Source organism: Pseudomonas sp. MWU13-2517, assembly GCF_023242545.1.
Classification (GTDB): domain Bacteria; phylum Pseudomonadota; class Gammaproteobacteria; order Pseudomonadales; family Pseudomonadaceae; genus Aquipseudomonas.
In genome coordinates this window covers 467,901-486,463 of sequence record NZ_JALMFA010000001.1, presented here as the reverse complement: position 1 = coordinate 486,463, position 18,563 = coordinate 467,901, and the positions used below count along the sequence as shown (strand labels likewise).

The following is an 18,563-nucleotide window of genomic DNA, read 5'->3' as shown; positions in this document are numbered from 1 at the left end:
CCAAACCTGGTCGATGTTCTTTTTTCGTACTGAGTCAACCCATGCAATTTTTATCCAACCCTCATGGCTGCGACGGCTGGGCCGGTGAAATGGCACGGCGGATTCGCCTGTTTGACTGGTCAACCACCGACCTGGGCCCCATAGACTCTTGGTCCACCAGCCTGGCCTGCACCGTGCAAATGATGTTGGCCTCGCCGGTGCCGATGGTGATGCTGTGGGGGCGGGCGGGGTACATGATCTACAACGACAGCTATTCGGTATTTGCCGGTGGCCGCCATCCGTACCTGCTGGGCACACCCGTGGAGTTGGGTTGGCCGGAAGTCGCTGATTTCAACCGGCAGGTGGTGGCCACCTGCCTGGCGGGCGGGACCTTGTCATTCAACAACAAGGACCTGGTGTTGCTGCGCAATGGCAAACCGGAGACGGTCTGGCTGGACCTGTATTACAGCCCGGTTGCCGGCGATAACCAGCAACCGGCCGGCGTGCTGGCGATTGTGGTGGAGACCACCGAACTGGTGAAGTCCGAGCAGGTGCGCCAGGAACTCACCCACAACCTGGAACAGCGCGTAGCTGCTGAAGTGCAGGCACGCTCCGCCGCCGAGGAGCAACTGCGCCAGTCGCAGAAACTCGAAGCCATTGGTGGCCTGACCGGCGGCGTGGCCCACGACTTCAATAACTTGCTGCAGGTGATCGCCGGCAACCTGCACCTGCTGGCCCGGCATGAGCCGGATAATGCCCATGTGCAACGCCGCGTCAATGCAGCCATTGCCGCCGTAGAGCGCGGCGCCAAGCTGTCGGCGCAACTGCTGGCCTTCGCCCGTCGCCAGCCGTTGTCGCCGGCGGTGTACAACCCACAGCGTATCTACGCCGGCTTGGGCGAATTGCTGCAGCGCGCGCTCGGCGAAACCATCCATATTGATGTGCAGATGCCCCGGGATGCCTGGTTCATCAACGTCGACCGCAACCAGCTGGAAAATGCGCTGCTCAACCTGGCAATCAATGCCCGGGATGCCATGCAAGGCGAGGGCGTGATCCGCATCACCGGCGAGAACATCATCCTCAACCCCGCCGACTGCGCCGGCAAAAGCATCAAGCCCGGCGAGTATGTGCGCCTGGCGGTCAGCGACACCGGCGTGGGCATGCCCCCGGAAGTGCTCAAGCGCGTCTTCGAGCCGTTTTTCACCACCAAGCGCGAAGGCCAGGGCACTGGGCTGGGATTGAGCATGGTGTTCGGCTTCGTGCGCCAAAGCGGTGGCCATGTGGAGATGTGGAGCGAGGAGGGCAAGGGCTCGGTGGTGCAGATGTATTTTCCCCATAGCCTTGAGCCGGAAAGCCTGGATACACACGATGAGCTGGTGCTGCACGACGGCGGCCAGGAGACCATCCTGGTGGTGGAAGACAATGAAGGCGTGCGCCTGACGGTCGTCGAATTGCTCGAGCAATCGGGCTACACCGTGCTGACGGCCGAAGACGGTGACCGGGCGATGCAGGCATTGCAGAGCGGTGTGCAGCCGGACCTGATTTTCACTGACGTGGTGATGCCCGGTCGGGTCAAAAGTACCGACCTGGCCGACTGGGCCAAGGCGCAGCAGCCTCCAGTGCCGGTGCTGTTCACCTCCGGCCACACCCGCGACATTCTCTCCAGCAATCATTTGCTGAGCCCCGACATTCACCTGCTGAGCAAACCCTACAGCCCCGATGCCCTGACGCAACGGGTGCGCACGGTGCTCACCACCCGACAAGGTTGTCCATGACGTCACAGCACAAGACTCCCAGGCTTTTTGCCGAACAGGTTGGCTTCGTCCGGGTGCGTGGCGCTCGCGAACATAACCTGCGCAATGTCGATGTGGACATTCCCCGGGACGCCCTGGTGGTGTTCACGGGCGTATCCGGCTCCGGCAAGTCGTCCCTGGCATTTTCCACGGTGTATGCCGAAGCCCAGCGCCGCTACTTCGAGTCAGTGGCACCGTATGCACGGCGCCTGATTGATCAGGTCGGCGTACCGGATGTGGACAGCATCGAGGGCCTGCCCCCGGCCGTGGCCCTGCAACAGCAACGCGGCACGCCGAGTGCGCGTTCATCGGTGGGCAGCGTGACCACGCTGTCGAGCCTGATCCGCATGTTGTACTCCCGCGCCGGCAGTTACCCGCCCGGGCAGGCAATGCTGTACGCCGAAGATTTTTCGCCGAACCTGCCCCAGGGTGCCTGCCCGCAATGCCACGGCCTGGGCCGCGTGTATGAGGTGACCGAGGCGTTGATGGTGCCCGATCCCTCGCTGACCATCCGCCAGCGTGCGGTAGCGTCCTGGCCGCTGGCGTGGCAGGGCCAGAACCTGCGCGACATCCTGGTGACGCTGGGCTACGACGTCGATATTCCCTGGCGTGACCTGCCGAAAAAACAGCGCGACTGGATTTTGTTCACCGAAGAAACCCCGACCGTACCGGTGTACGCCGGCTTCACCCCCGAACAGACCCGCGATGCCCTCAAGCGCAAGCTGGAGCCGAGCTATCAGGGCACCTTCAGTGGTGCGCGGCGCTACATCCTGCATACCTTCACCCACACCCAAAGCGCGCTGATGAAAAAGCGCGTCTCGCAGTTCATGCAGGGCAGCGCCTGCCCATCGTGCGATGGCAAACGGCTGAACCAGGCGGCGCTGTCGGTGAAGTTTGCCGGGGTGGATATCGGTGAGTTGTCGCAGTTGTCGTTGTCCCGGTTGGCCGAGCTGTTGCGCCCGGTAGCGGCGGGGCAGGACAAGATGAAATTGTCGGTGGAAAAGCGCCTGGCTGCCCAGCGCATCGCCGAGGATCTGCTGGAGCGGGTCAGCACCCTGATCGAATTGGGCCTGGGCTATCTGTCCCTGGAGCGCAGCACGCCGACCCTGTCGTCCGGTGAGTTGCAGCGCCTGCGCCTGGCGACTCAATTGGGTTCGCAGTTGTTCGGTGTGATCTATGTGCTGGATGAGCCCTCGGCCGGCTTGCACCCGGCGGATGGCGAAGCGTTGTTCACCGCATTGGAGCGCTTGAAGGCCGCGGGCAATTCGTTGTTCGTGGTGGAGCACGACCTGGAAACCATGCGCCGCGCCGACTGGTTGATCGACGTAGGCCCGGCGGCCGGCGAACACGGTGGGCAGGTGCTGTACAGCGGGCCGCCTGCCGGTTTGGCCGATGTGCAGGCGTCGCAGACCCGTGAGTATCTGTTCGCCGAACGGCGCGCGCCGAGTCAGCCGCGCCGTGAGCCCAGCGGCTGGTTGAAACTCGAAGGTGTGACACGCAACAACCTCAACGAGCTGGACGTGGATTTCCCCCTGGGCTGCTTCACGGCGGTGACCGGTATTTCCGGCTCGGGTAAATCCAGCCTGGTCAGCCAGGCGCTGCTGGAACTGGTGGGCATGGGCCTGGGCCGCGTGGTGGAAAACGACGAAGAGCCGAGCCTGGAAGATGACACACCGCAAGCGAGCGGCGGCCGCATTGCCGGCGGGCTGGAACACATTCGCCGCCTGGTGCAGGTGGATCAGAAACCCATCGGTCGCACCCCGCGTTCCAACTTGGCGACCTACACCGGGCTGTTCGACAACGTGCGCAAACTCTTCGCTGCCACGCCGGCCGCGAAGAAGCGTCATTACGATGCCGGACAGTTTTCCTTCAACGTCGCCAAGGGCCGCTGCCCGAACTGCGAAGGCGAAGGCTTTGTCAGCGTCGAGTTGTTGTTCATGCCCAGCGTATACGCGCCGTGCCCGACGTGCCATGGCGCACGCTACAACCCGGAGACCCTGGCGATTCAGTGGCAGGGCTTGAACATCGCCCAGGTGCTGGGGCTGACGGTGGAGCAGGCGGTGGACGTGTTTGCCGAGCAGCCAGGGGTGTTGCGTTCCTTGCAGGTGCTGCGGGATATCGGCCTGGGCTATTTGCGCCTGGGCCAGCCGGCGACAGAGTTATCGGGCGGCGAAGCGCAACGCATCAAACTGGCGACCGAGTTGCAACGCAATGCCCGGGGCGCCACCTTGTATGTGCTGGATGAGCCGACCACCGGGCTGCATCCGCGGGATGTCGACCGGTTGCTCAGCCAACTAAATCAGTTGGTGGATGCCGGGCACACAGTGGTTGTGGTGGAACATGAAATGCGCGTGGTGGCCCAGAGTGATTGGGTGATCGATATCGGACCAGGGGCGGGGGATCAAGGCGGGCGCGTGGTGGCTTGCGGTACGCCGCAGAAAGTCGCCAGGAGCAAGACCAGCCGTACCGCACCTTTCCTGGCCTGGGAGCTCGCCTGACATCGCTGTCTATAGGAGCGGTGTTCCTAATGCCAGTCAGTTAAGGGTGAACGCTGTATGTGTGGCGAGGGAGCTTGCTCCCGTTGGGCCGCGAAGCGGCCCCGCTCTTTGTTTACAAAGCATGGGACTGCTGCGCAGTCCAACGGGAGCAAGCTCCCTCGCCACAGGTTACTTTTTAGCCTTTCTCCTTCTTAACTGACTGGCATCAGGCGGTGTCCCGCCCAATTTCAGCGTTGCGCCAGTTGGATCTGCTGCTTGGCCAGTTTCACCACATTCTCAACCGTAAACCCGAACTTCTCCTGCAACTTGGCCAACGGCGCCGAAGCCCCGAAGCTGTTCATCACCACTTTGGCCCCGGTCTGCCCGACATAGCGGTCCCAACCCAGGGGGCCTGCCTGTTCCATCGCTACCCGAGCCTTCACCGCGGGTGGCAACACAGAGTCGCGATAGCGTTGGTCGTGTTCTTCAAAGTTCCCAACTGGGCATTGACACCACCTTTGCGGTACGCCGCAGAAAGTCGCCAGGAACAAGACCAGCCGGACCGCCCCTTCCTGGCCTAGGAACTCGCCTGACGTCGCCGTCTGTAGGAGCGAGCTTGCTCGCGAAAAACCTCAACGATAACGCGGGCCGCCTGAATGAACGCGGCGCCTGTGAGTTTTTCGCGAGCAAGCTCGCGCCTACAAATGGGGCGGTGTCCCTAACGCCAGTCAGTTAGGAGTGAACGCTGTATGTGTGGCGAGGGAGCTTGCTCCCGTTGGGCCGCGAAGCGGCCCCGCTCTTTGTTTACAAAGCATGGGACTGCTGCGCAGTCCAACGGGAGCAAGCTCCCTCGCCACAGGTTACTTTTTAGCCTTTCTTCTTCTTAACTGACTGGCATCAGGCGGTGTCCCGCCCAATTTCAGCGTTGCGCCAGTTGGATCTGCTGCTTGGCCAGTTTCACCACATTCTCAACCGTAAACCCGAACTTCTCCTGCAACTTGGCCAACGGCGCCGAAGCCCCGAAGCTGTTCATCACCACTTTGGCCCCGGTCTGCCCGACATAGCGGTCCCAACCCAGGGGGCCGGCCTGTTCCATCGCTACCCGAGCCTTCACTGCGGGTGGCAGCACAGAGTCGCGATAGCGTTGGTCCTGTTCTTCAAACAGTTCCCAGCTGGGCATTGAAACCACCTGCGCGGCAATGCCTTCGCTTTTCAACTGCTCATAGGCCGCCACCGCAAGGCTGACTTCACTGCCGGTCGCCACTAGCAGGACTTCGGGATGGTCTGCGCCCGCCAGCACATAAGCGCCCTTGGCCGCGCCCGAGGCGCTTGCATACTGCGTACGGTCCAGGGTCGGCAGGGCCTGGCGCGACAGCACCACGCAGCTGGGCCGGTGGGTTTGCGCCAGGGCAACCTTCCACAGTTCCAGGGTTTCATTAGCGTCGCCGGGGCGCAGGGTCAGCAAGCCCGGCGTGGCCCGCAATTGCGTAAGGTGCTCGATGGGCTGGTGCGTCGGCCCGTCCTCGCCCACGCCGATCGAGTCGTGGGTAAACACGAACACCACCGGCAACTCCATGATCGCCGCCAGACGGATCGGCGGTTTCATGTAATCGCTGAACACCAGGAACGTCGAGGTGTAGGGCCGCAGGTACGAGAGCGCCATGCCGTTGGCGATGGCGCCCATGGCGTGTTCACGAATACCAAAATGCAGGTTGCGCCCGCTGTAGTCGTCGGCGCTGAAACGCCCGGCGCCGTCAAAGGTGAGGTTGGTCTTGGTCGAGGGCGACAAATCCGCCGAGCCGCCGAGCAGCCAAGGGATGTGCTGGGCAAAAGCGTTCAGCACCTCGCCGCCCGATGCCCGGCTGGCGACGCCCTTGGCATCCGCCGCGAAGTCCGGCAGGTCAGCCTGCCACTGTGCGGGCATTTCCCCGGCGCGCATGCGTTTGAGTTCGTCGGCCAACTGCGGGTCGAGCTGGGACAGGGTCTGGTTCCATTGGCTGAACAAAGGTTCGGCGCGTTCGAGCAGCGCATCGCGTAACGCCGTGCGCGCTTCATCGGGCACCAGGAAGCTGGAGTCCTGCGGCCAGCCATAGGCGGCCTTGGTCAGGCGGATTTCTTCTTCACCCAATGGTTCGCCATGGGCGGCGGCGGTGTTGTGTTTGTGGGGCGAGCCATAGCCGATCACGCTGTCGACCACGATCAGGGTCGGCGCGCCGGTGTTGGCCTGGAAGGTCGCCAGCGCCGTACTCAGTGCCTGCAGATCATTGGCATCGGTGACGTGCAGGGTGTGCCACCCATACGCCTGGAAGCGCTTGATCACATCCTCGCTGAACGCCAGCTCCGTGTGGCCCTCGATGCTGATGGTGTTGTTGTCGTAGATCCAGCACAGGTTATCCAGCTTCAAGTGCCCGGCCAGCGACGCCGCTTCGCCGCTGATGCCCTCCATCATGTCGCCGTCACCGCACAGGGTGTAGACGTTGTAATCGAACAGCATCTGGCCGTCACGATTGAAGCGCTTGGCCAGCCAGCGTTCGGCCATGGCCATGCCCACGCTGTTGGCGCAGCCCTGGCCGAGCGGGCCGGTGGTGGTTTCCACGCCGGTGGTCATGCGGTATTCGGGGTGCCCTGGGGTCTTGGAGCTCATCTGCCGGAACTGCTTGATATCGTCCAGGCTGATCGCCGGCGCCCCGGAGCGTTGGCCGTGGGCATCGATCTCGACCACACCGGCCAGGTGCAGCAGCGAATACAGCAACATCGACGCATGCCCCACCGACAACACAAACCGGTCACGGTTGGGCCAGTCGGGTTGCTCGGGGTGATAACGCAGGAAGCGACTCCACAAGGTATAGCCCACCGGGGCCAGGCCCATCGGCGTGCCGGGGTGGCCGGAGTTGGCCTTCTGTACAGCGTCCATGGCCAGGGTGCGAATCGTGTTGATGCACTGGGTGTCGACAGCGGTGGCAGCGTGATTCATGAACCGGTCTCCCTCGGGTAGCGATCTAAAGTGGAGGGCAGGGCTTGGCAAAGGTTTGATTGCATCGCCCGTCTTGCGACGAACGGGGCCATATTGATCTCGAGCATGACAAGACCCTGCGCAATGGGCTAGTTTCAAGAGCGTAGGCCATTGATCAACGTGCAGAGGTACGCCATGCCAGTGAAACACGACTTGATTCAGGACTTGGGTAAAAGCAAGGAAGAGGTTCACCAACGTAGGGCGAGCGATAAGCGCCTGGACGTGCTGTTCAGCCAATATGACGTTGCCGACGAGGCGGTGCTGAAAGCGGAATCGGCCAGTGCCAGCGATGAGCAGGTGGAGGTGCTGAAGAAGAAGCGGTTGTTGATCAAAGACGAAATTGCGCAACGGCTGGCGTAGGAACGACGGCAATATTTATTCAGAATTGTCTCAGGGACAGACGGCGTTTTACTGCCTATGATGCCCCCCGTCCTCCCGGCTCTGGGGATTCTTGCAGCGCATGGAATGCGCAGCTGAGCCGGGCGGGCACCCCCCTTTCAATCCAGTAGTGTTTTCAGGCAATCGTCGATGGAACGCTGCTGCGTCGCTTCATAGAGCTTCAATTCATCGATCGTTTCACGCCCCAGCGCCTGTTCGAACTGCGCCCGGTTGGAATTTGCAGCGTAGTGACTTTGCGCCGCGTCCCCCAGGTTCGACTGGAAAATCCCTGCCGCACTCACCGGTAGAAAATCCTCATATACCAACGGTTCCACGGCCACATGGCCGGCTGCGATCAATGCGTCCAGCGCCTGCGGTTGATCGGCGTGGCCGCGGGCCGCCAAGCCCTGTTCGGTGGCGAAGTAGCGAAAATACGCCAGGCCTTGTTCACGCATCTGTGCATGGTCGTCGGGGAACGCCTGGAAGTGCTGCTCCATCAACGCGACATAACGCGCGGCGTTGCCTTCATTGGGGAACGCGCCCAACGCGTCGCGGGCGGCATTCAGCAGCTGGTCGTACAGGGCGCGGCCTTTGGGCGTCAGGGCGACACCGCGTTGTTCGATTTCACCGAAGCGTGCGCTGTGGCTGCCCTGGGCATCGGTGAAGGCGATGGGTTCGTCGAGCGCCTTGAAGCTGGTCTGGCGCAGCAGTATCGGGCAGCGGCGGCGGGGCGGGCCTTCGATTACGGCCTTGGGGGTGATGCCTTTGCCAGGCATGGCGGCCTGCACCTGATCGATATCCAGCGTGCGCGGTGTCAGGTGATTGATGTGCGGGCCTTTGAACGCCACGACATCGGCGATCAGCCGGTGCTGGTCGCTCAATTGCTGGTATTGCGCAGCGGTGACCGTGGCGGTGTGGTGCCAGCGGAAGGTTTCCAGGGCCTGGCGAATAAATTCATCGGCGTCCTGAGCGTTGAGCCCACCGTCCCGTTCAGATTGTTCAATCAACGCCAGGGCGCCTGGGGTGAAGATCGAGCGTTTGGCCAGGGCGCTTTCAGCGAAGGTGCGCAGGTCGAGGTCTTCAATCAGTTCCAGGCGTAGCAGCGAGGTAAAGACGCGGAACGGGCTGGTTTGCAGCGAGCTTTCATGCACGGCGCGAAAGGCGGTGGAATGCACCGGTACACCGGCGGGCGTCAGGTCGTAATAGCCCACAGGTTGCATGCCCATCACTGCAAACAGGCGGCTGATGGTTGCCAATTCTTCGGCAGTGCCCAGGCGAATAGCACCGTGGCGTTCCATGTCCAGGCGGTCGATCTCTGCGGTGCGGCGCAACTGCCGGGCCAGGTCCGAGTCGTTGTTCAGCACCCGGCTGTTGGTCTCGGCCACCAGCGCCATCAACGCGCCGTACAACGGAACTTCATCTCGGTACATGTCCGACATGGCTTTGGAAAAACCTTTGCGGATCTCGTCGGGGCTGACATGCACGGCGCTGGGCATAAAAAAATTCCTGAACACGATGGAGAGGGGCGTGGCCTTTGCCTGGATTTTGTTGGGCTGGGTGCTGGCACGCAAACGAAGAATCTTCAGGACTTCATTCTGCGAATGAATGACGTGACGTAAATATTACAAAAAATGGCATCAGCGAAATTTCATTTTTCGCCGACTTTTCTAACAAATTCTTCACGAGGTGCGCTCGTGGCCTCATGAAACAATCGTCACGTTTGTAGGGATGAAAGCTGTTCTGCACGCCGGATAATTAAAAATAGATTTAGGGGCCATCATTCATGAAAATTTCTACACTGGCGTTATCCATCACCGCCGCGTTGCTGGCACAGCAAGCGAGCGCCGATGATTTTGGTCTTGGCTCTCTGGGTACAGGCAACGGGCACAGTGGCTTCCTTGAAGACAGCCATGCGTCCGTCAGCTCGCGGACCATGTACTACAGCGCCGATAACCGCTCGGGGACCAGCAACGATCTGCGCGAAGCCGCGACATTACTGCGTTTTGACTACAAATCCGGCTACACGCAAGGCACTCTCGGCGTCGGTTTCGACGTGATGGCCTTCGGCGCGTTGCGCCTGGACGGTGGCGATGGCCACGCCGCGGGCCCAGGCCTGGCGGGTAACGGCAACAGCTTTTTCCCAACCAAGAACAACGGTACCGAACCGGCCGACGCCTTCAGTCGTGCCGCGGGCAATGTGAAGTTCCGCATTTCCCAGACCGAGTTGCATGTGGGTGGCGGCTTGGCGCCGGTGTTGCCTATCCTGGTCTCCAACGACAGTCGCGTGGCGCCGCAGACCTTTGACGGCGGTATCCTCACCTCCAACGATATCCCGAACGTGAGCATCACCGCCGGTGAGTTGAACAAGGCCGAGGGGCGGGCGTCGAGCAACTCCACCGGCCTGAGCGTGGCCGGTGGCACGCGTGACAGTGACAGCTTCAAATTCGGCGGGTTTGACTACAAGCCGTTTGGCTCCTCCGATAACGCCATCGCTAAAAACCTGACGTTGCAGTACTACTACGCCAACCTGGAAAACTTCTACAAACAGAACTATTTCGGTCTGGTCCACGTGCTGCCCATTGGCAACGATCAATCGTTCAAGACTGACCTGCGCTATTTCGACAGCAGCAGCGACGGCAAGAACGGTGAGGCCGGCTACGCGTTCAACAACAATGGCGGCTACGCCAGGCACGCCGGCGAAGTGGACAACAAAACCTACAGCGCCGCGTTCACCTACCAGTTGGGCGGCAGCAGCCTGATGCTCGGCCACATTGGCGTGAGCGATGATGGTGGCTTTGTCTGGGTCAACCAGGGCAGCATCGCCGACCCGAACCCACAGGGCGCGGGCGGCAGCGACTTCTACCTGTTCACCGACGCCGTGGTCGGCCAGTTTTCCCGTGCCGGCGAGCAGGTCAACTTCGGTCAGTACTCCTATGACTTCAAGGCCCTCGTGCCTGGCCTGAAAGCGTCCGTGGCTTATCTGGACGGTACTGGCATCAAGTCCAAAGTCGCCGGCGGCGCCGACCAGAAGGAAAACGAAACGGACCTGCGCCTTGACTACGTGGTACAGGAAGGCCCGCTGAAAGGCTTTGGCACCACCTTGCGCACCGGTACTTACCACGGCCACAACACCGGTACCCCGGATCAGGACCAGACGCGGCTGATCTTCAACTATACGTACGCGATCTTCTAAGAACGCGCTGGGAAAACAGAGGCCGCTTGATAAGCGGCCTCTTTTTTTGGCGGTCATAAAACCAGACTTCATGTGCATCCGGGCGCGGCTGGGCTCTACACTGCCCCTCACTGTGTCAGTGATGGAGGATTCAATGACGGCCATGCCCGCACCCCACATCCTTGAAACCCTGGAAGGCCAGCGCCTGGCGACCCCGGATGCCGAGCGTTGGCGCGAATGGGGCCCTTATCTCAGTGAGCGCCAATGGGGCACTGTGCGTGAAGACTACAGCGCCGACGGTGATGCCTGGGCCTACTTTCCCCACGAGCATGCCCGCAGTCGTGCCTATCGCTGGGGCGAAGATGGCCTGGCCGGTTTCAGCGACAAGGCGCAACGCTGGTGCCTGGGCCTGGCCCTGTGGAACGAGCGGGACGCGATCATCAAGGAGCGCCTGTTCGGCCTGAACAATGCCGAGGGCAACCACGGTGAAGACGTCAAGGAACTGTACTTCTTCGTCGACGGCGTGCCGAGCCATGCCTATATGCGCATGCTCTACAAATACCCCCACGGGGCCTTTCCTTACGACGATCTGATCAGCGAAAACGCCCGGCGCGGTTTGGAAGATGCCGAGTACGAAGTGCTCGATACCGGCGTGTTCGAAGACAACCGCTACTGTGACGTCAGTGTCGAATACGCCAAGCACCAATCCGACGATATCTTCATGCGCGTCACGGTACACAACCGTTCGGACCAGCCGACGCACTTGCAGGTGTTGCCCCAGCTCTGGGCGCGCAATGACTGGAGCTGGACCGAGGATGCACCCAAGCCACGACTGACCCTGACCGGTGAGCAGGTGCTGGCTTGTCACCGCGAGCTGCCCGATCGCCACCTCAGCGCCTGGGGCCAGGAGGGCGTGGAATGGTTGTTCTGCGAAAACGAGACCAACTACCCCAAGCTGGATGGGCTGGCGGCCTCGGGGCCGTTCAAGGATGGCATCAACGATTACGTGGTGGGTGCGCTGCAATCGGCGATTCGCCGTGACAGCGGGACCAAAGTCGCGGCGCGATTTGTCCTCGAGTTAGCGGGTCTGGAAAGCAAGGTCCTGTACCTGCGTTTTGCCCCCACCGACGCGCCCGAGGTCAATGCGCGCAAGCTCTTCGAACAGCGTCGTCAGGAGGCTGATGACTTCTATAGGGCCTTGCAGCGCGGCATCGCCGATGAGGATGCGCGTAATGTGCAACGCCAGGCCCTGGCCGGTCTGCTGTGGTCCAAACAGCTCTACTATTTCGACGTGAACCAATGGCTCGACGGTGACCCGGCCCAACCCGCGCCGCCGCCCGAGCGCCTGCATATCCGCAATACTCATTGGCGGCACCTGTCCAACTTCGACATCCTGTCCATGCCCGACACCTGGGAATACCCGTGGTACGCCTCCTGGGACCAAGGCTTCCAGGCGGTGGCGATCGCGCTGATCGACCCTGGGTACGCCAAGCAACAGCTGCTGCTGTTGGTGAAAGACCGCTTCATGCACCCCAACGGCCAATTGCCTGCCTATGAGTGGCGCTTCGACGACGCCAACCCGCCGGTGCACGCATGGGCCAGTTGGCGGGTGTATCAGCAGGAAAAAGCGTTGACCGGCGTGGGCGACATGGACTTTCTCGAGCGGATTTTCCACAAGCTCCTGTTGAATTTTTCCTGGTGGGTCAACCGCAAGGACGCCGAGGGGCGCAACCTGTTCCAGGGTGGATTCCTCGGCCTGGACAACATCGCCTTGTTCGACCGCTCCGCTGCACTGCCGCCGGGTTACCAATTGGACCAGGCCGACGGTACGGCCTGGGTGGCCGCCTATGCCTTGGACCTGATGCGCATCGGTCTGGAGTTGGCCAAGCGCAATGTGGTGTACGTGGACATCGCCGTGAAGTTTTTCGAGCACTTCCTGTATATCGCCGGCGCGATCAACCGCGTCGACGACAGCGCCGAAGGCTTGTGGGATGAGCAGGACCAGTTTTTCTACGACGTGCTGCACCGCCCCGACGGCCAGAACGAACCGGTACGCCTGCGCTCCATCGTCGGCTTGATGCCGCTGTTTGCGGTGCTGGTACTGGAGCAGCGTGAGCATGAAGGCTTGCAAGGTTTGCGCGAGCGCTTGCTGGGGTTCATGAAGCACCGGCCGGACCTGGCCAGGCTGGTGTCACGCTGGAATGAACCGGGGCAGGGCAACCGCTTGTTGCTGGCGTTGTTGCGTGGGGAACGCACCAAGGATCTGTTGCGACGCATGCTCGATGACGCTGAGTTCCTCGCGGCGTTTGGTGTGCGCTCCCTGTCCAAGGCATTTGCCGAACAGCCGCTGGCGCTGAAGATGAATGGCGACACCCTTTGCGCGCGCTACCAGCCCGGCGAATCCGATTCACGCCTTTACGGCGGCAACTCCAATTGGCGCGGGCCGTTGTGGATGCCGGTGAACTACATGTTGATTGAGTCGCTGCGCGAGTTTCATCGCTACTACGCGGATAACTTCTCGGTGGAGTACCCGACGGGAAGTGGTTACCTGTCATCCCTGAATGAAGTAGCCGACAGCCTGAGTCAGCGCCTGACCCGTCTGTTCCTGAAGGATGAAAATGGCCTGCGGCCGTCGATGGCGGGGTATGCGCAGCTGGAGGCAGATCCGGCCAGCCGGGATCTGGTGTTGTTCCATGAGTATTTTCATGGAGAAACGGGGCGGGGGTTGGGCGCATCCCATCAGACGGGATGGAGTGCGTTGGTGGCGTTGCTGCTGCAGCCGAACACCGGCTGAATGTGGGAGGGGGGGCCTCCCACAATAGCGCTTCAGTGCACTCAGGAAGGGAACAGTTCGCTCAGCTTCATGGCCAGCATCATGTCGCCTTCAGTGCGCAGTTTGCCGCCCATGAATGCCTGCATGCCGTCGGTCTCGCCGCTGACGATGCCTTTCATGGTGTCGCCGTCCATGACCAGGGTCACTTGGGCGTCTGGGTTTTCGCCTTCCAGCAGTTCGCAGGTGTTGTTTTTAACCACCAGCGAGAAGTTCTGGGTGTCGTCGATACGGAAACCGAACACCAGGTCCAGGCCGTCGGCGGCAGCTGGGTTGAATTTGGCCTTCATTGCTTCTACGGCTTTAGCTACGTCAGTCATGGTTTCGATCCTTTAGGGTGAGTCCAGTGACCTTGGGGTCACGGTTGGCCGCAGTTCATCGGAAAGTGATGAGCTGCGGCGCCTTCAACAATTGCAAGTGGGTATGACTGTTGAAGGAAGCCAGTGCCACCTCGCGACCGCGGAATTTCAGCTGGTTGAGCGAGGTGTTAACAATTTGCCAGTTCAATTCGAAGGCCTGGGCGGCAGGCATTCGGGTAATCAGGTGGAGCAGGGCGGTGATGGTGCCGCCGGAGGTAAACACGGCGATCTTGTGAGTGTTGTCGGCTGCTTCAAGGATGCGCTGCAGCCCACCCTGGACGCGCTCGACAAATCCCAGCCAGCTTTCCAGCCCCGGTGGGTCGTAGGTGCCGGCCAGCCAACGTTCGATGATCAACGCGAAGATGCGCTGGAATTCACCGCGGTTCTGCGCGGCATTGCGCAGGATGTCGAGGGCGTGGGGTTCGGCGTCGAGAAGATCGGGAAGCAGGGCGCGGATGATTGCGTCGGCGTCGAATTCGTTGAAGGCGCTGTCGATTTCAAGCGCCGGCACCGGCAGGCCGAGGGCGTCGTACTGTTCGAAGGTGGCGCGGGCGGTGTGCTGCTGGCGACGCAGGTCGCCGGCGATGCAGCGGTCGAAGGCCAGGCCCAGGTCGGCCAGGTGACGACCGAGCACTTGAGCTTGTTCCACCCCGACGGGCGACAGGACGTCGTAGTCGTCTGCACCGAAGGAGGCTTGGCCATGTCGAATCAGGTAGATGCTGCCCACGTCCGTTTTCCCGGTACGTTGAAAGTCTGGCGAGGTTATGAGGATGCCTGCGAGCTGTCAATGAAAAAACATACGCTTGTTTTAAAAGTGCGTTAGAGGGCCATTGCTGGCGGTTTGAGCACTGGCCCGAAGGCGGTGCCGTCGGTATGCTGGGGGCATCTGCGCTTGGCGCACATTCAATTAATCGTCCTTGATAATTGTCCTTGAAGGAGCGACATGGATTTTCTGGCTGAATACGCGAGTTTCCTGGCAAAGACCGTCACCCTGGTGGTCGCTATTCTGGTGGTACTGATCAGTTTTGCGGCCCTGCGCAGCAAAGGCCGTCGCAAGTCTGCCGGCCAATTACAGGTCAGCAAACTCAACGATTTCTACAAGGGTTTGCGCGAGCGCCTGGAGTCGAGCGTGCTCGACAAAGACCAGCTCAAGGCCCTGCGCAAATCCGAAAGCAAAACCGAAAAGAAAAACAGCAAGAAAAAGCCCGAGGCCAAGCCGCGGGTGTTTGTGCTGGATTTCGACGGCGATATCAAAGCCTCGGCCACCGAGAGCCTGCGCAATGAAATCACTGCGCTGCTGAGCCTGGCCACGCCCAAGGACGAAGTGGTGCTGCGCCTGGAAAGCGGTGGCGGCATGGTGCACAGCTATGGTCTGGCATCGTCGCAATTGGCGCGTATTCGTCAGGCGGGCGTGCCGTTGACCGTGTGTATCGACAAGGTTGCGGCCAGCGGCGGCTACATGATGGCGTGCATCGGCGAGAAGATCATCAGTGCACCCTTCGCCATCCTGGGCTCCATCGGGGTGGTGGCGCAATTACCCAACGTCAACCGCCTGCTCAAGAAGCACGATATCGACTTTGAAGTGCTGACGGCCGGCGAGTACAAGCGCACCTTGACGGTGTTTGGCGAAAACACCGAAAAGGGTCGCGAGAAGTTCCAGGAAGACCTGGACATTACCCATCAGTTGTTCAAGAACTTCGTTTCGCGTTACCGCCCACAGCTGGCGATTGATGAAGTGGCGACCGGAGAAGTGTGGTTGGGTGTCGCCGCCCTCGACAAGCAACTGGTCGATGAGCTGCAGACCAGTGACGAATACCTGGCTACCAAGGCCAAGACCGCCGAGGTGTTCCATTTGCACTATGCCGAGCGTAAAAGCCTGCAGGAACGTGTGGGCCTGGCGGCCAGCGGCTCGGTAGACCGGGTGCTGCTGACCTGGTGGAACCGGTTGACCCAGCAGCGGTTCTGGTAACGTGTTCTGAGCCTGCAGGCGGTACATTGAGGGGGCAAGTCTGCTCCCTCATTGGGTGGGTGGTGATTGCGTTACAGGGCTGCGAAGCGTCGTCATGGTTGCCGCTGAGCCGCCATTACAGATCTTGTAATAGTTTTGCGTTGTAGGAATTTTGCGCTCCGAATGTACGATTCAAGTCCTTTTGTTATTTCAGGACTTGCATGAACACCCTCTCGGAGCCCCCCAGTCGTCTTTCCCCAAGACAACCGCTGCCGCTGTTCCCGCTGAAGCACCCCGTATTCCGCCTGCTGACCTTGCCCGGTCCATCGACCGCGTCCTGCCGTGCCCGGCTTTCTGAACATGCTCGAGAGACTCTGTAAATGGAATGGTTAGCTGACCCCACGGCCTGGCTCGGCCTGTTGACGTTGATTGTGCTGGAACTGGTGCTGGGTATCGACAACCTGGTGTTTATCGCGATCCTGGCCGACAAGCTGCCGCCGGAGCAACGCGACCGCGCACGGTTGATTGGCCTGTCCCTGGCGTTGCTGATGCGCTTGGGCTTGCTGGCGAGTATTTCCTGGTTGGTGACGCTCACCCAGCCGCTGTTCGAGGTGTTCGGCAAGAGCTTCTCGGGTCGTGACCTGATCATGCTGTTGGGAGGCGTGTTCCTGTTGTTCAAGGCCACCATGGAATTGCACGAACGCCTGGAAGGCCATGTGGCCCAGCGCACGGGCAATGCCGCCTATGCGATGTTCTGGCCGATCGTGGCGCAGATTGTGGTGCTCGACGCGGTGTTCTCCCTCGACGCGGTGATTACCGCCGTGGGCATGGTTGACGAATTGGCCGTGATGATGATCGCGGTGATCGTGTCCATCGGGCTGATGATTGTCGCGAGCAAACCGCTGACCCGCTTCGTCAACACGCACCCCACCGTGATCATGTTGTGCCTGGGCTTCTTGATGATGATTGGGTTTGCCCTGACGGCCGAGGGTTTGGGCTTCCATATTCCGAAAGGTTACCTGTATGCGGCGATCGGTTTCTCGATCCTGATCGAACTGTTCAACCAGATTGCCCGTGCCCGTCGCAAGAAGTCGGCGCAAGGTACGCTGCCGGTTCGTCAGCGTACCGCCCATGCGGTCATGCGCTTGTTGGGTGGCCGCAGCCTGGCCGTAGAAGGCATGGATGACGATGTGGCTGATTTGTTGGGGGAGCCGGACGCTACCCAAGGTCCGTTGTTTGACCGACGCGAGCGCGTGATGATCAGCGGTGTGCTGCAACTGGCCGAGCGGCCGATCCGCACGTTGATGACGCCTCGGGCCAAGGTCGACTGTATCGACCTGGCGGATGATCCCGACACAACGCGCCTGAAATTGATGCATTCGTCCTACTCGCGCTTGCCGTTGATCCGCCACGGTGCTGTGGATGAACCGCTGGGCTTTGTGCACAAGAAGGAGTTGCTCAAAGAATACCTGGCCGGCAACCAACCTGACCTTGAGCACCTGGCACGCCGTGCGATCAACTTGCTGGAGAGTTTTTCGATCCTCAACGCCCTGGAGCAGATGCGTCAGGAATCGACCCACATTGCCTTCGTGATCAACGAATTCGGCGATTTCATGGGGGTGTTGAGCATGACCGACATTCTGGAGTCCATTGCCGGCGAATTGCCCGATGCCAGCGAAATCGAAGGGCCGGACATCGTCGAGGAAGGTGATAGCTTTCGGGCCAATGGCGCGCTGACCCTCAGCCAGGTGCGTCAGCGCACCGGCTTCAATGCCGTGGCGACCGAGGATTATCAGACCCTGGCCGGGCTGATGATGAGCCTGCTCGACCGCTTGCCGGCGGTGGGGGACAGCCTGGAGCATGCAGGCTGGCGCTTGACGGTGGCGGCGGTGGAGGAGCGCCGGGTTACGCAGGTTCGCCTGATACCCCTGGTTGGGCATAGCGGCTGAATATCGCTTCGATGGTTTGCTCCTGGGTTTCCCAGGGGCCAAACCCCTTGACGACTTCCTTGATCTTGCCATCCACATGAGTGACCAGGGTCGGGGTACCCGTCACCTGCTCAAGCCGGGGGGTGGTTGCCGTATCAAGCACCAGGCTCTTCACCCTGCGCTCATACGCTTTGGCGATGGGCTCAAAAAGCTGCACGGCGCTCGAGCACGCCGGGCAAGTCTCTGAGACAAACAGCAGGAACACCGTGCGGTTCGCGGCCAGTACCGATTGATACTCCTCATTACTGCGAATGACGCCTTTAGCGATTCCCATGATGATGTCCCTGTCGGCGGATGGTTTTCGGACCAACGCTAAGCCGAGGGATTTGCCGCGTCTACTGTCAACCTTCACAGGTACCTGCGCCTCACACGTCGCGGTCGCGCTCCAGTCGCTCGCGTTCCTTGCGGGCCTGGCTCGCACATTTGCGGTATTCCTCATTGTCCCGAGAGGCCTTTGCCTTGCGATAGCCGTGGTGGTTCTGGCTGGTGTAGTTGGTGTCGAAGGCTTCCTTGAGTTTTTGCAGTTCTTGCGTGCATTCGTGGCGGTCGCTGGCGGCTGAAACGCTGCCAGCGGCCAGAAAGCTGAGCAGAACCAGAATAAGGCTGAGCTTCATCACTGCGGTCCT

13 protein-coding genes and 1 pseudogene are annotated in these 18,563 nt (G+C 60.9%); 7 read left to right on the top strand and 7 right to left on the bottom strand.

Annotated features, from left to right (window positions below; all coding sequences use genetic code 11):
* The first annotated feature begins 41 nt into the window (after nucleotides 1-41).
* Together M5B97_RS02155 and uvrA are read left to right on the top strand one after the other, a co-directional pair.
* Entirely contained in the window at nucleotides 42-1,754 is a 1,713-nt protein-coding gene (locus tag M5B97_RS02155) for an ATP-binding protein (RefSeq protein WP_248730603.1), read from the top strand.
* The gene (uvrA, locus tag M5B97_RS02150) at nucleotides 1,751-4,270 is read left to right on the top strand and encodes an excinuclease ABC subunit UvrA (protein WP_248730602.1); all 2,520 of its coding nucleotides are present in this window, start codon (nucleotides 1,751-1,753) and stop codon (nucleotides 4,268-4,270) included. The genes M5B97_RS02155 and uvrA overlap by 4 nt, the downstream gene beginning before the upstream one ends.
* A 227-nt stretch (nucleotides 4,271-4,497) precedes the next feature.
* Here the strand turns inward: uvrA and M5B97_RS02145 are convergent.
* Together M5B97_RS02145 and tkt are read right to left on the bottom strand one after the other, a co-directional pair.
* Nucleotides 4,498-4,771 (bottom strand): annotated as a pseudogene (locus tag M5B97_RS02145) (transketolase); the annotation flags it as partial.
* Between the two features lie 397 nt (nucleotides 4,772-5,168).
* The gene (gene tkt, locus M5B97_RS02140; RefSeq protein ID WP_248730601.1) at nucleotides 5,169-7,223 is read right to left on the bottom strand and encodes a transketolase; all 2,055 of its coding nucleotides are present in this window, start codon (nucleotides 7,221-7,223) and stop codon (nucleotides 5,169-5,171) included.
* Nucleotides 7,224-7,397: 174 nt separating this feature from the next.
* Between tkt and M5B97_RS02135 the strand changes: the two genes are divergently transcribed.
* A complete protein-coding gene (locus M5B97_RS02135; RefSeq protein WP_123718771.1) occupies nucleotides 7,398-7,622 on the top strand; it encodes a YdcH family protein in 225 nt (74 codons plus the stop codon).
* A gap of 137 nt (nucleotides 7,623-7,759) precedes the next feature.
* Here M5B97_RS02135 and M5B97_RS02130 read toward each other — a convergent pair whose 3' ends face one another.
* Entirely contained in the window at nucleotides 7,760-9,136 is a 1,377-nt protein-coding gene (locus M5B97_RS02130; protein ID WP_248730600.1) for a VOC family protein, read from the bottom strand.
* A 287-nt stretch (nucleotides 9,137-9,423) separates the two neighbouring features.
* Between M5B97_RS02130 and M5B97_RS02125 the strand changes: the two genes are divergently transcribed.
* Complete coding sequence (locus M5B97_RS02125; protein WP_123718663.1) at nucleotides 9,424-10,833, top strand: OprD family outer membrane porin; 1,410 nt, start codon at nucleotides 9,424-9,426, stop codon at nucleotides 10,831-10,833.
* A 133-nt stretch (nucleotides 10,834-10,966) separates the two neighbouring features.
* The gene (locus tag M5B97_RS02120; RefSeq protein WP_248730599.1) at nucleotides 10,967-13,606 is read left to right on the top strand and encodes a glucosidase; all 2,640 of its coding nucleotides are present in this window, start codon (nucleotides 10,967-10,969) and stop codon (nucleotides 13,604-13,606) included.
* 41 nt (nucleotides 13,607-13,647) lie between these two features.
* Here M5B97_RS02120 and M5B97_RS02115 read toward each other — a convergent pair whose 3' ends face one another.
* Nucleotides 13,648-13,962 (bottom strand): SCP2 sterol-binding domain-containing protein, encoded by a 315-nt coding sequence (locus M5B97_RS02115; RefSeq protein ID WP_027608648.1) that lies wholly within the window; start codon nucleotides 13,960-13,962, stop codon nucleotides 13,648-13,650.
* 55 nt (nucleotides 13,963-14,017) lie between these two features.
* Nucleotides 14,018-14,728, bottom strand: a complete 711-nt coding sequence (locus tag M5B97_RS02110; protein WP_248730598.1) for a histidine phosphatase family protein — start codon at nucleotides 14,726-14,728, stop codon at nucleotides 14,018-14,020.
* Nucleotides 14,729-14,944: 216 nt separating this feature from the next.
* On the opposite strand from M5B97_RS02110, the gene sohB reads away from it, so the two are divergent.
* Both sohB and M5B97_RS02100 read left to right on the top strand, forming a co-directional pair.
* Nucleotides 14,945-15,970: a protease SohB gene (gene sohB / locus M5B97_RS02105; RefSeq protein WP_123718660.1), complete on the top strand. Its 1,026-nt coding sequence runs from the start codon at nucleotides 14,945-14,947 to the stop codon at nucleotides 15,968-15,970.
* Between the two features lie 359 nt (nucleotides 15,971-16,329).
* Nucleotides 16,330-17,898, top strand: a complete 1,569-nt coding sequence (locus M5B97_RS02100) for a TerC family protein (RefSeq protein WP_248730597.1) — start codon at nucleotides 16,330-16,332, stop codon at nucleotides 17,896-17,898.
* On the opposite strand, the gene M5B97_RS02095 is transcribed toward M5B97_RS02100, so the two are convergent.
* The gene (locus M5B97_RS02095) at nucleotides 17,855-18,211 is read right to left on the bottom strand and encodes a thioredoxin family protein (RefSeq protein WP_248730596.1); all 357 of its coding nucleotides are present in this window, start codon (nucleotides 18,209-18,211) and stop codon (nucleotides 17,855-17,857) included. The two genes, M5B97_RS02100 and M5B97_RS02095, sit on opposite strands and share 44 nt — an antisense overlap.
* A gap of 91 nt (nucleotides 18,212-18,302) precedes the next feature.
* A complete protein-coding gene (locus M5B97_RS02090; protein WP_123718658.1) occupies nucleotides 18,303-18,551 on the bottom strand; it encodes a hypothetical protein in 249 nt (82 codons plus the stop codon).
* Nucleotides 18,552-18,563 lie beyond the last annotated feature (12 nt).

Coding starts and splice junctions, on each gene's coding strand:
- M5B97_RS02155 (WP_248730603.1), top strand. CDS start 42: ATGCAATTTTTATCCAACCCTCATGGCTGCGACGGCTGGGCCGGTGAA.
- uvrA (WP_248730602.1), top strand. CDS start 1,751: ATGACGTCACAGCACAAGACTCCCAGGCTTTTTGCCGAACAGGTTGGC.
- tkt (WP_248730601.1), bottom strand. CDS start 7,223: ATGAATCACGCTGCCACCGCTGTCGACACCCAGTGCATCAACACGATT.
- M5B97_RS02135 (WP_123718771.1), top strand. CDS start 7,398: ATGCCAGTGAAACACGACTTGATTCAGGACTTGGGTAAAAGCAAGGAA.
- M5B97_RS02130 (WP_248730600.1), bottom strand. CDS start 9,136: ATGCCCAGCGCCGTGCATGTCAGCCCCGACGAGATCCGCAAAGGTTTT.
- M5B97_RS02125 (WP_123718663.1), top strand. CDS start 9,424: ATGAAAATTTCTACACTGGCGTTATCCATCACCGCCGCGTTGCTGGCA.
- M5B97_RS02120 (WP_248730599.1), top strand. CDS start 10,967: ATGACGGCCATGCCCGCACCCCACATCCTTGAAACCCTGGAAGGCCAG.
- M5B97_RS02115 (WP_027608648.1), bottom strand. CDS start 13,962: ATGACTGACGTAGCTAAAGCCGTAGAAGCAATGAAGGCCAAATTCAAC.
- sohB (WP_123718660.1), top strand. CDS start 14,945: ATGGATTTTCTGGCTGAATACGCGAGTTTCCTGGCAAAGACCGTCACC.
- M5B97_RS02100 (WP_248730597.1), top strand. CDS start 16,330: ATGGAATGGTTAGCTGACCCCACGGCCTGGCTCGGCCTGTTGACGTTG.
- M5B97_RS02095 (WP_248730596.1), bottom strand. CDS start 18,211: ATGGGAATCGCTAAAGGCGTCATTCGCAGTAATGAGGAGTATCAATCG.
- M5B97_RS02090 (WP_123718658.1), bottom strand. CDS start 18,551: ATGAAGCTCAGCCTTATTCTGGTTCTGCTCAGCTTTCTGGCCGCTGGC.